This is a genomic window from Burkholderia sp. AU44665, assembly GCF_030504405.1.
GTDB classification, from domain to species: Bacteria; Pseudomonadota; Gammaproteobacteria; order Burkholderiales; family Burkholderiaceae; genus Burkholderia; species Burkholderia semiarida.
This window is the reverse complement of the sequence record NZ_JAUJRI010000005.1, coordinates 356,866-368,908: the sequence shown is the minus strand read 5'-3', so window position 1 is coordinate 368,908 and position 12,043 is coordinate 356,866. Positions and strand designations below refer to the sequence as shown.

At 61.8% G+C, this 12,043-nt stretch carries 8 protein-coding genes and 1 tRNA gene; 8 read left to right on the top strand and 1 reads right to left on the bottom strand.

Annotated features, from left to right (window positions below; genetic code table 11):
* Window positions 1-82: 82 nt before the first annotated feature.
* Window positions 83-173, bottom strand: a tRNA-Ser gene (locus QZM15_RS14510).
* Window positions 174-523: 350 nt separating this feature from the next.
* Here QZM15_RS14510 and QZM15_RS14505 point away from each other — a divergent pair.
* The 8 genes from QZM15_RS14505 to QZM15_RS14470 all read left to right on the top strand — a co-directional run bounded on the left by QZM15_RS14505 (window position 524) and on the right by QZM15_RS14470 (window position 12,006).
* The gene (locus tag QZM15_RS14505; protein WP_302106623.1) at window positions 524-3,301 is read left to right on the top strand and encodes a type VI secretion system Vgr family protein; all 2,778 of its coding nucleotides are present in this window, start codon (window positions 524-526) and stop codon (window positions 3,299-3,301) included.
* 23 nt (window positions 3,302-3,324) lie between these two features.
* A complete protein-coding gene (locus tag QZM15_RS14500) occupies window positions 3,325-5,586 on the top strand; it encodes a hypothetical protein (protein ID WP_302106622.1) in 2,262 nt (753 codons plus the stop codon).
* On the top strand, window positions 5,583-7,064 hold the full coding sequence (locus tag QZM15_RS14495) for a virulence factor (RefSeq protein WP_196485202.1): 1,482 nt from the start codon (window positions 5,583-5,585) through the stop codon (window positions 7,062-7,064). The genes QZM15_RS14500 and QZM15_RS14495 overlap by 4 nt, the downstream gene beginning before the upstream one ends.
* Before the next feature lie 9 nt (window positions 7,065-7,073).
* Window positions 7,074-7,337, top strand: coding sequence for a PAAR domain-containing protein (locus QZM15_RS14490; protein WP_060966367.1), 264 nt, complete (start codon window positions 7,074-7,076; stop codon window positions 7,335-7,337).
* Between the two features lie 47 nt (window positions 7,338-7,384).
* On the top strand, window positions 7,385-8,722 hold the full coding sequence (locus tag QZM15_RS14485; RefSeq protein ID WP_226093850.1) for a virulence factor: 1,338 nt from the start codon (window positions 7,385-7,387) through the stop codon (window positions 8,720-8,722).
* 350 nt (window positions 8,723-9,072) lie between these two features.
* Window positions 9,073-10,179 carry a toxic anion resistance protein gene (locus tag QZM15_RS14480; protein ID WP_226224979.1) on the top strand — a complete coding sequence of 369 codons (1,107 nt, stop codon included), beginning with the start codon at window positions 9,073-9,075 and terminating at the stop codon, window positions 10,177-10,179.
* A 27-nt stretch (window positions 10,180-10,206) separates the two neighbouring features.
* Window positions 10,207-10,947 carry a VWA domain-containing protein gene (locus tag QZM15_RS14475; protein WP_302106621.1) on the top strand — a complete coding sequence of 247 codons (741 nt, stop codon included), beginning with the start codon at window positions 10,207-10,209 and terminating at the stop codon, window positions 10,945-10,947.
* A 42-nt stretch (window positions 10,948-10,989) separates the two neighbouring features.
* The gene (locus QZM15_RS14470) at window positions 10,990-12,006 is read left to right on the top strand and encodes a DUF475 domain-containing protein (RefSeq protein WP_302106620.1); all 1,017 of its coding nucleotides are present in this window, start codon (window positions 10,990-10,992) and stop codon (window positions 12,004-12,006) included.
* Window positions 12,007-12,043 lie beyond the last annotated feature (37 nt).

Here is a 12,043-nt window from a genome sequence, read left to right as displayed (position 1 = left end):
GGGCGGGGCGATGTATGGCGTGTCGGCGGTCCCAAAATGAAAAGCCCCTGATTCCTAGGGAAATCAGGGGCCTCACGTATTCTGGCGGAGAGAGGGGGATTCGAACCCCCGATAGGCGATTAACCTATACACGCTTTCCAGGCGTGCGACTTAAACCACTCATCCATCTCTCCGGAAGACCGAGAGTATAGCAAACTCTGGCGGCAGCCCGCCACTCCCTTCCGCGCCCGTCGGAAAATCGTCGATCCATACCGAGCGCGCGACGCCCTGCGTCAGATCGTGACGACCCGTACGACCTGCTCGCTACATCGGACACGGAACGTCCCGGTTCGAAAGAATGTGAACTGGAGAGTCCGTTCGGACGCTTCGCAAAAAGGATTCTAAATCCTGTCAAAAAGCCGTCACCAAGCCGACAAATTTGTTATGCTCGCCGAAAATCAGACGGGCGGCACTCCCAGGACGGACCAGCGGGCGTGATTGTTCGCCGAACAACGAAGTCAAACAAAATCCTGAGAGTCACGCTGTGAATACAGCCGAATTGCTGCGCACGTTTGCGTCCGGGGTGGTCGATCAGAACAATCGGCCGGTTCGCATGAACTGGGGGGCCGCCCAGAAAACGCTCGAGCAGGTGCTTGCGCTCCAGTATGCCGATATCCGCGAAGGGTTGATGACGGGCATCGAGGGGCATCTGACCTGCGTGTCGTCACGGGCCGATCTTCCGATCCGCGGCTTCATCGGGCTGCCGGTCTCCGTCGAGATGACGACCGATCGCGGGCGTCTCCATACCATCAACGGCATTGTCACCGACGTTCGCACCGGCCAATCGGACGGTTCACTGACCTGCTACCAGCTGACGATTCGCGACGTGCTGTCCGTGATGGAGCGACGGACCAATTCGCGGTTGTTTCGGTCGAAGAGCCTGCCCGACATCCTGGGTGTGCTGCTTCAGGAATGGCGCCAGCGCAGCTCGGCGCTCGCGGGCGCATTCGAATTCGACCTGTCCGGTCTGCAAGCCGAGCGTTACCCCGCGCGGGAACTCACACGGCAGGTCAACGAGTCGGACGCGCACTTCATTCGGCGCCTGTTGCGACGGGAGGGAGCGACCGTATTCGTCAAGGCGGGCAAGGCCGGGGAGCGGGCGAGCGGCAATGCGCACGACACGCCGGTGCATACGCTCGTCTTTGCCGACGACTCGATGAAGTTGCCGCAGACGGCCGCCGGCACCATCCGCTACCACCGTGACGCCGCCACCGAAGAGCGCGACTCGATCACGCTGTGGGCGACGAGCCGCCGGTTGATTCCGGGCAAGATCGTCCGGCCGACGTGGGACTACAAGAGCGGCCGGATGTCCCAAACCGAGCAGGCGACGATCGTCGATCAGGGCGACAGTGGCAACGACCTCGGGCATTTGCTGGCCGACGTCGTGATCGATATCCCGCACGCCGGGGATTCGTCGTCCGATCTCGACCGGATCGGCAAGGACCGGATGCTGGCGCATGAACTGCGCGCCGAATCCGTCGACGGCGTGAGCAACGTGCGTGATCTGGCCGTCGGTCACTGGTTTGCGCTCGCGGAGCATCCTCAACTCGACACGTTGCCGGCTGAACAGCGGCAGTTTGTCGTCACGTCGCTTCATCATTGCGTGCGAAACAATCTGCCGAAGGAACTGAACGAGCGCGCGCAATCGCTGTTCGCGGCAAGCCGCGTGCTGTTCAGCGCGGTGCCGACCGACGTGAGCGGCAAGCCGGGCGACGAAAGCGACAGGCGCTACGAGAACACGTTCTCGTGCGTGCGGCGCGGCGTGCCGCTGACGCCTGCCTACGATCCGCACGTCGACCTGCCGCCCGTGCATCCGATGACGGCCGTCGTCGTCGGGCCGGAGGGCGAGGAGGTGTTCTGCGATGAAATGGGCCGCATCCGGGTGCGGATCCAGGGGCTGAGCGCGGACGATCATGCGCACGCGCAGGGTGCCGGCACGAGTGGCACGCCGTCCGACAGCGCACCGGTGCGCGTCGCCTGCGCGCTCGCCGGGTCGAATTTCGGCGCGAATACGTTGCCGCGCGTCGGCATGGAAGTGCTGATCGGCCATATCGGCGGCGATCCGGACCGGCTCGTCGTGATGGGTGTGCTGGCCAATGGGCCGAACATGCCGGCGACCTTCAGTCATACCGGCGCGCTGCCGGGCAACCGCTATCTTTCCGGCACGAAGACGAAGGAAATCAAGGGGCAGCGGTACAACCAGATCCGCTTCGACGATACGCCCGGGCAGATCAGCAGCCAGTTGGCGAGCGAGCATGCGTACAGTCAGCTGAACCTCGGCTATCTGACGCAGCCGCGCGACAACGGGCAGGGGGCGGCGCGCGGCGAAGGCGCGGAATTGCGCAGCGATGCGCACGTGGCGATTCGAAGCGGCAAGGCGATGCTGATTTCGGCCTGGGAGCGGCTGCGCGCCAGTGACGGCCACCTCGCGCGGGACGAGTATCTGCAACTGATGCAGGAATGCGTCGAGCTGTTCAAGAGTCTCGGCGACTATGCGGCCCAGCATCAAGGCGTCGCGCCCGACACGCAGCCGCACGATGCACTCATGACCACGGTGAAAGGCTGGCCGAATGGCGAGGCGTCCGGCGGCGGTGAGTCGTCAGGCGCGTCGATGGCCGCGATCGGCATCACCGCACCGGCCGGCATCAGCATGGCGACGCCGAAGACCGTGACGACCCATGCGGGCGGCAACGTCGATGTCGTCGCGCAGAACCACCTGCAGTACACGAGCGGGCAGCGGATCAACCTGCAGGCCGGGCACGGCGTCGCGATGTTTGCGCACAGCGAAGGCGTGTCGGCAATCGCCAACCGGGGGAAAGTTGCGCTGCAGAGCCAGAACGACGACACGCAGATCGATTCGGCGAAGAACATCCAGATGACGGCGGGCGGCGGCAAGCTCGCGGGCATGGCCAGCGAGCAGGTCGTGTTCGTGACGTCGGGCGGCGCGTATCTGAAGCTGCATGGCGGCGATATCGAGCTCGGGTGTCCGGGGAGTTTTACCGTCAAGTCCGCGTCGCATACGTGGGCCGGGCCGGCGAGCATGAGCGCCGACTTTCCGAAGTTCGACCAAGGCTCGCTGGGGCGCGTGCCGAAGCTGGTACGCGCCACGGACGGGCAGCCGGTCGAGGGCATGGAAGCCGAGGTGCGAAAGGCGTCGGGCGAATTGACCAAGGGGAAGACCGACGCGCAAGGCAAGCTGGCGCCGGTCAGCAGCGATCAGTTCGAACAATTGGCGGTTCGCTTTTTCAAGTCCAGAACCTGAGCTGAGTCTTCAAGAAAAACAACATGTTCAACTACAACTTTGCGCAGAACCCGGGCGGGCAACCGTCGACGGACGACCCGTCGCAGACTTCGGTGGGCGGTGGACTGGGGACGACACTGTTTAACCGCAACGACCTCGAGTGCGTGATGCAGATGCCGTTGCCGGGCGTCGTCATTTTCGTGCACGGGGTGAATTCGGAAGGGGAATGGTTCAAGGACGCCGAGAAAGGGTTGTGTGCCGGATTGAACCGGCGCATGGGGCGTTATGACGATCAACTGTTCCATTGGGGGCCGGTGGCCGGGCAGATGACGCCGGTCAGCTATATCGAAAGCCTGACGCCAGACGGTTTCCTGAATCCGGACATGTCGTCGAAGACGTACATCAAGCCCGATCCGTCCTTTTCGCCCGTCATCCACTTTCGGTGGGGCTATGCCGCGAACGCGGAGGAACTGAAGGAGTATGGCGACAAGATCATGCTCAACGAAAAGAATTACTGGGGCGGTGGCCCGTTCGCGGGCGGGTGTACGAGTTTGCCGGATCTGTGGAACGACGGGTTGAACGATCGGCTTTTCCTGTGGCTGACCGTCCAGCACATGAATGGCATCGGCAATCGAAAAATCTACTCCACGCCACCGCGCACTTACGGTGTGCTTGGCGCGCTGCGGCTTGCACGCCTGGTCGAGTCGATCCGCAAGCGACAGGCCGACGCGCCGATCACGATCGTGTGCCACAGTCAGGGAAACATGATCGGCCTTGCCGCTGCATTCCTTGGAGACCGCTTGCCCGAGGTGACGGATCAATGGGGCAAGAAAGGGCGCTGCGTCGCCGATACCTATGTTCTCGCCAATCCCCCGTACAGTCTCGTCGAGGCCAACATGACCGACTCGTGGGCCCAGCGCGGGGTGCGCGACAAGAACGGGCACGTGGGGCGCGAGACCTATGTCGCGCGCAAGGAAACGCTGAGGGAGTACTTCGATATCCTGCGTACCCGGGCCGAGCTCGAGATGCCTGCGGAGGATCTGGATCGCGCAATGGAAAACGCAAGGCCGTCGAAGAATGGCGGCAAACCGTATAGTGCAGCCAAGGACCGCGAGGCGCACGGGTTGTACCAGAAAAACACGTACGGCAGAGTGACGCTGTACTGTTGCCCGCACGATCAGGTCATTTCGGCCTTGACCGTTCAGGGAATCGGCTGGCGCGGGATGAGTGTCGACGAGATCAGTGCGACCAACGGGTGGGGTGTTTTCTCGCAGCGCGTGTTCGCGTCGAATTTCGAGGTGGGCGGAGAGAACAAGCTCTATCGGTATTGGCAGGATGACTGGCGCAAGGACAAGAACCAGAAGGAGGGTTTCTGGTATCCGCCGTCACCACCTGCACGGTATGGTCTTGGACGAGGCACGCATTCCAATGAAGGGTGGATCGCGAAGTTTTTCACGATTGCAACGAGCCCGGCTCTTTACCTGTTCAATTTGACTAACATGGCGGTCAATGCCGATCCGCCGAAAGACTGGGAAATCCCGATTACGGCACCGATGCTCGACAAGGAGACCCGCTTCCTTCCGCAGGCGTTGCGCTACGACAAACCGTCGGGCGCTTGCGATGCGCAGGGGAAACCGATTGAGGAAGGGCGCTTCAACGAGAGTTACGATCCGCCGTCGGCTGCGCGCGATGCCAAGAAGGAGAGCAAGCGCGATGACGATCCGTACGACAACTTCGACGCGAAGTCGGAAAAATTCAAGACTGAGGGTGATGCGCTGAAAGCACAGGGCGATGCGGCGTCCGAGGCTGCGCAGCGGTATGAGGATCATTCGATTCTTCGCATGGAAGCGCGGAGATCCGGAAATCGTCGCTGGGTCGACGAGATCGGAACCGTGGTCGGGGAGGACAATCCGGGGGCAGCGAGTGCTGACTATACGGAATGGCGGAACAAGGAGATATTTCAGATTCTGAACGGCGGGGACAAGAATAACCCCACCAACCATTCGACCATCATGACCAACAAGGACCATGCTGAAAAGGCGTTGGCTTATGATGTTGCAATTGGGCTTTGCTATCTGACCGAGATGGATTTTGAAGAAATCAGGATTCAGGCTGATTGGCGATTTGCCAATAGTTTGGGTGATGAGGGTCAAAATGGTAAGATGGCAGAATATATTATAACTGGAAAGTGTGAAAAAATGTTTTTGCAAGATTGGGTTGTTAAGGATGATCATGCAAAAATGCCTTCCAAGATACACGACGAAAGAGATGGTGGATTTTTCCTGAAGCTTGGAGGCCATTTATGAGATCGGCCATCGCTACATGGCCGCGTCGTGCCGGAGTCGCCGGCGGTGCATTGCTTCTTGCGCTGGGTGTATCGGTTTTGATATTGGTTTCGTCTGATGACGGGACAGGAGCGTTGTTGAGCATGGGAACTCTGATGAAGCGGTTAGTCCTGGTTCCAGGACTTGTGGCAATCATGGTATTTGCATTTGCAACGGTGATTGCGGGTCCGCGAGCGGTTGCGGCTTCATTGAACGAGAAGGCGGCTCCAATTACCGGAGCTGGGGCGTCCAGACCATTCGTTGCTCAGGTCGTCGGGCTTGGCTGGATGAACCCGTTGCAGCGCAAGGATTACAGCACCGAGTGGCAGATATTATGGACGCTCGGCCTGGTAAAGCCGAATGTCAACGATGACATGGTTCGGGTCAATCCAAAAAAATATTCAACATTGCAACCGATTTCTATCGTGGCCGATGGTCGCCGGGGGCGTGAATCGTTTTCCGGATTTTATAAGAAATATATCAATGAGCTGCTGGTACTTTTCCGGACTCGATATTTCACGAACCAGGATTATTTTTACACGGTTAGCGCGGATAGTCAGAAGAAGTGGCGAGAATTGGCTGGCATGCATATCGAGCTGGCAATCCCCTCTGGTCGACTCGATCCTGGGCTGGCATCGTCACATTTGCGAGATCAGATTGTTAATTTCTTCGAAATAGGAAACCCGTCCGCCAAAAATTTATGGAGCCACGACACACCGCCGGACGTGCATGTGACATCGGGACAGGGGAATGCCGGCTTCACGTCGCTGAACGCGGCGCTGGACTATCTGGCCGCCCACCCCGACAAAAGCGCGTGGGTGATGAACTGGGATGCACCGAGCTTCCCGCCGAACGACGAACAGATCAACGAGAACATGGTGGTGCTGTTCCTCGCCGGCCCCGACCTGAAGACCGAGCGTGAGCCGCTGGCCTGGATCGGCAAGGCTGCACGAAGCAACGTCAAGGATTTCGAGGCAAAGCAAGGCGCGAGCCGTGCGGTGCAGGCATGGAAGTCGACGATCGATACGGCGGCGAGTAATGCTGGCGTGCCGGTGTCGTCGTTGAATTACATCGTGCACGACGCGGGCAAGGGCAGCGATGCTGCATCGACACGCATTGCCTCACTGTCGCAGACGCTGACAGAAGTTCTGCCGGAATACGATTTCCGCACGCAGACCTTCAATACATCGGCGTTGCTCGGTGACATGGGTGCCGGCGCGGCGCTGACCGATGTGGCGCTGGCGATCGGCCGCGCGAATCACCTCGGTGGAAATGTGCTCGTAGCCGGAACGACCGACGCCGAGCATCCGACGGCCGTGGTGGTGGTTGCGCCGTCGAAGCTGACACCGATCGATCCCGGCAAGGACTGGTTCCGCGCACGCGGGGAGAACAACGCGTACTTGCCGTGGTGGGGCCGCCGTCACGACGCGCGTCCGGCTCCGCAAGGCTATTCGGAATAAGGAGCGCGCATGCGCGGAATCATTCGGGTCGGCGACGCAACGAGCCACGGCGGTCAGGTCGTGACCGGCAGCGCGGTCAGCGAAGTGATGGGGCGGCCGGTCGCGCGGCTCGGTGATACGTGTGTCTGCCCGATTACGGGACATCAGGCCTGCTTTATCGCCGAAGGCGATCCGCAGGTCATCGTCGACGGGAAACCGGCCGCATTCGATGGTCACAAAACGTCGTGTGGTGCGACGCTGATTTCGAGTCTGGCGTCGTCCGGACGGGAATGAATTATCGGACCGGCGCTCGGGATTGGTCGGCTCGATCGGGAATATTCATGCACTGTTTCACGCTTGCCAGACGCATCGGGTGCGTCTCGATGGTCATGGCAACACTCTTGTCGTTCCCGCCGTTGCGGGCCGAGACGAGCACCACATCGGCGCAATCTGTCGAAGGTGCATCTGCCGCGCCATTTGTTGCTCAAGTTGTCGGACTTGAATGGCTCAATCCGCTGCAGCGTCGTGACTATCCGACCGAGTGGCAATTGCTGTGGACGCTCGGGTTGGTGAAACCGAACGCCAACGACGACATGGTGCGGACAAACCCCAAAAAATACTCGACCTTGCAGGCGGTTTCCATTGTTGCGAATGGTAACTGGGGAAGTGAGACGTTTTCCGGGTTCTATGAAAAGTACGTCGACGAACTTCTTGTGTTGTTTCGAACGCGCTACGTGATGAACCCCGATTATTTTTACACCGTCAGCTCGAAGTACAAGCGGGAGTGGCGCGAACTGGCCGGGGTGCGTGTCGAACTTGCTCTTCCCGCCGACCGTCTCGATCCTGAAGCTGCCGGCGCGTACCTGCGCGACGAAATGGTAAGTACGTACGAAATCGGCAACCCTTCCGCAAAAAATCTATGGAGCAGCGATACGCCGCCCGATGTGCGCGTGACGTCGGGCCACGGCAATGCCGGCTTCACGTCGCTGAACGCCGCGCTGGACTACCTGGCCGCGCATCCCGACAAAAGCGTGTGGGTGATGAACTGGGACGCGCCAAGCTTTCCTCCGCAGGACGAACAGATCAACGAGAACATGGTGGTGCTGTTCCTCGCCGGCCCGGCTCTGAAGACCGAGCGCGAACCGCTGGCATGGATCGGCAAGGCGGCGCAAGGCAACGTCGAGGATTTCGACGCGAAGCAGGGCGGCAGCCGGGGAGGGCAGGCATGGAAGTCGACGATCGATGCGGCGGCAGGCAATGCGGGCGTCGCTGTCTCGTTGCTGAACTACGTTATTCACGATGCGGGCAAGGGCAGCGCTGCCGCGTCGGCAAGGGCCGCGTCGCTTTCGCAAGGGCTCGCGCAAGCCGTGCCGGAAAGCGACCTCCGCGACGCGACCTTCAACACGTCGGCACTGCTCGGTGACATGGGCGCCGGCGCGGCGCTGACCGATGTGGCGCTGGCGATCGGCCGCGCAAACCATCTCGGCGGAAACGTGCTCGTGGCGGGGACGACCGACGCGGAGCATCCGACGGCCGTGGTGGTGGTTGCGCCGTCGAAGCTGACACCGATCGATCCCGGCAAGGACTGGTTCCGCGCACGCGGGGAGAACAACGCGTACTTGCCGTGGTGGGGCCGCCGTCACGATGCGCGCCCGGCGTCGCAAGGCTATTCGTACTAGGGCGCGACGCAAGGGCTCGCGTTAAGCGATCTGTAACAATCAGCGGAATGGCGAGCGCTTAATTCTTTCAAAATACTTTCCATTTCTCTTTGCCGACGTGCCCCGAGGAACCCGGATTCGTGCTCCATCAAGGCACTTGTCCTGACGTTGCCGGAGGCAGTGTCGGAATTTCCGCCGCATATATTACAAAAAGTATGGAAAATGAACGATTGGCCCGGCTTGACGAGCCGCACCGCCGCCCATTATTGTCCGTCTGCCGTCCGTGAGAGAGCACGACGGCAACCACGGAAGCGCGCCTCGCGCGCACGACAACACGTAGCAAAAAGCAGAAAAGGAAACGGGGTAGCCACATGAAGCCGCTATTCGACGACAAGCAATCCGATGCGGTCAGCGATCGTCCTTCCACCCCGCCTTCGTCACCCGTCGCCGTGCCAGCCGCCGTCGCCAACGCTGCCCACGTCGTCGCGCCGGCAGCGCAGCCCACGGAACACGCGCGCCTGATCACCGTCGACGAGATCGACCAGCTCGGCGCGACGCAGGGCACGCGGATCGCCGCCTTCTCCCAGCAGATTCTCGCGAGCGTCCGGGCCTCGGACGCCGACCAGTTCGGCGACAAGCTCAACGAGCTGATCGCGACCGCGAAAGGGCTCGACCCGCGCGGCGCCGACAAGGGCGGGCTGCTCACGCAGGTCACGCGGCTGTTCCGCTCGACCAAGGAGAAGCTGCTGTCGCAATATGAATCGGTGAGCAAGCGGATGGACACGCTCGTCGTCGAGCTCGAAAACCATGCGCAGCGCCAGAAGGCCGGCATCGACGAGCTCGAGCGGATGTACAACGACAACTACGCGCTGCACCAGGAACTCGCGCAGTCGAAGGCGCACGGCGAAACGGCGCTCGCGGCGCTGCGCGCGCATCTGGCGGCCGGCCAGCAGCCGGCGGACGACGCATTCGCCGCGCAGCGCCTGCTCGACGTGAAGCGCAAGGTCGACGCGCTCGAAAGCAAGCTCGACGATCTCGACCGCGCGATGCTGATGTCGAAGCAGCTCGCGCCGCAGATCCGGATGGAGCAGGACCAGAAACGCACGCTGACGTCGAAATTCATGACGATCAAGACCGTGCTGATCCCCGCGTGGACCAACGCATTCGCGCTCTACCTCGAACAGCTCAGCACGAAGCGCGCGGCGGCGCTCGCGAACGCGACGTACGACGCGGCCGACGAGGCGATCCGCGCGCAGGCCGACCTGAATCGCCAGAACGCGCAGGAAGTCGCGAAGCTCGGCCAGCGCCCGGTGATCTCGACCGACACGTTCGAATACGCGCAGCAGCAGCTGTTCGGCGCGTTCGACGACATCACGCAGATCATCGCCGACGGCCGCCGCCAGCGCGAGCAGGACGCGCCGCGCCTGCGCCAGCTCGAACAGGACCTGATCACCCGATTTGCTCCGAAGCAGAACTGACAACCAAGAAACCTGAGAGAACACCGCATGATTACGCTTGAGAAACGCGCGGCGAAGGTCGCGATCGTCCTCGAAAAACGTCAGATCCTGAAGCCGCCCGTCGTGCGCGTCGGCGCGGCGCTCGACATCTCGGGCTCCGCGAAGCCGCTGTACCAGTCGGGCGTGATCCAGGAGACGCACGACCGGATCCTCGGCATCGCGCTGAAGTTCGACGACAACGGCGAAGTCGATACGTGGACCTTCACCGAAGGCTACGACCGCCTGCCGACCGCGACGCCGGAGAACTACGGTTCGTACATTTCCGATCATGTGCTCAATGCGCGGATCGACAAGTGGGGCGGCACGCAGTACGCGCCGGTGATGAACGACATCGTCGACTTCTTCTTCCGCGCGCCGGAGCCGAAGCGCGAAGAAAAGCGCGGTTTCCTGAGTCGGCTGTTCGGCGGCGCGGACGATACGTCCGCACCGGCCGCTTCGGCGCCCGCGAACGGCCATCTGCCCGCTTGGGTGCTGTTCGTCACCGACGGCCAGAACCCGAAGAACGACCGCAAGCGCGTGCGCCAGCTGCTGGCCGACTCGCAGCATTTCCCGCTGTACTGGTCGCTCGTCGGCGTCGGCGACCCGAGCGAATTCGACTTCCTCGCGGAAGTCGCGAACGAAATGCCGAACGTCGGCTTCCTGCATCTCGAATCGCTCGACCTGAGCGACGAACAGATCTACGAACAGCTGATCACGCAGGAATTCTGCGACTGGGTGCGCGTGAAGTAAGCGTATCCCGCCTACCCATTTTTTGAACTCGATTACCCCATCATGTTGAAAGACTTCAAGATCCCGTTGTCGCTCACGGCGTTCGCGCTGATCGCGGCCTATCTCCTCGGCGGCGTGAAGGACATGCTGATCGTCGCGGTCCTGTGCGTGCTCGAAATTTCGCTGTCGCTCGACAACGCGGTCGTCAACGCGTCGGTGCTCAAGAACTGGTCGGAGAAGTGGCGCAACCGCTTCATGGTGTTCGGCCTGCCGGTCGCGGTGTTCGGCATGCGGCTCGTGTTCCCGCTGCTGATCGTCGCGGTGATCGGCCACATCGGCCTGTGGGACGCGCTGACGCTCGCGATCGAATCGCCGGACAAGTACGCGGCGGTGCTGACGTCCGCGCATCACGAGGTGTCGGCGTTCGGCGGCGCGTTCCTGCTGATGGTGTTCTTCAAGTTCATGCTCGACACCGAGAAGGACGAACACTGGATCGGCTTGCTCGAAGGCCCGATGCGCCATCTCGGCCGCATCACCGCGCTGGAAGTGGCGCTGACGCTCGCGATCGTGATCATCGCGTCGTTCTACGTGCCGGCGGCCGAGCAGGTCAGCTTCCTGCTCGCGGGCGCGTTCGGCGTGATCGGATTCGTGATCGCGCACGGCGTGGGTGACCTCGTCGGCGGCGAGGACACGGGCACGCGCGTGGTGCGCGAAGGTGTCGCGGGCTTCATGTATCTGGAAGTGCTCGATTCGTCGTTCAGCTTCGACGGCGTGATCGGCGCGTTCGCGCTGTCGAACAACATCTTCCTGATCGCACTCGGCCTCGGCGTCGGCGCGGCCTACATCCGGGAGATGACGCTCGTGCTGCTGAAGAAGGGCACGCTCGCGCAGTACCGCTTTCTCGAGCACGGCGCGTTCTGGGCGATCGGCGCGCTCGCGACGATCATGTTCCTGGGCGTGAAGTTCGAGGTGCCCGAAGTCGTCACGGGCCTGATCGGCGCGGCGATGATCGCCGCGGCCGTGTGGTCGTCGATCGTCGTGCAGCGCAGGGAAGACCGCGCCGCGGTGGCGGGCAAGTAAGCGCGTCGCGCGGCACGAAAACCATCAACGAAGGGGC

Excerpts from the sequence above, each read along its gene's own strand:
- QZM15_RS14485 (WP_226093850.1), top strand. The coding sequence starts at position 7,385 with ATGCACTGTTTCACGCTTGCCAGACGCATCGGGTGCGTCTCGATGGTC.
- QZM15_RS14475 (WP_302106621.1), top strand. The coding sequence starts at position 10,207 with ATGATTACGCTTGAGAAACGCGCGGCGAAGGTCGCGATCGTCCTCGAA.
- QZM15_RS14470 (WP_302106620.1), top strand. The coding sequence starts at position 10,990 with ATGTTGAAAGACTTCAAGATCCCGTTGTCGCTCACGGCGTTCGCGCTG.
- QZM15_RS14480 (WP_226224979.1), top strand. The coding sequence starts at position 9,073 with ATGAAGCCGCTATTCGACGACAAGCAATCCGATGCGGTCAGCGATCGT.
- QZM15_RS14500 (WP_302106622.1), top strand. The coding sequence starts at position 3,325 with ATGTTCAACTACAACTTTGCGCAGAACCCGGGCGGGCAACCGTCGACG.
- QZM15_RS14495 (WP_196485202.1), top strand. The coding sequence starts at position 5,583 with ATGAGATCGGCCATCGCTACATGGCCGCGTCGTGCCGGAGTCGCCGGC.
- QZM15_RS14490 (WP_060966367.1), top strand. The coding sequence starts at position 7,074 with ATGCGCGGAATCATTCGGGTCGGCGACGCAACGAGCCACGGCGGTCAG.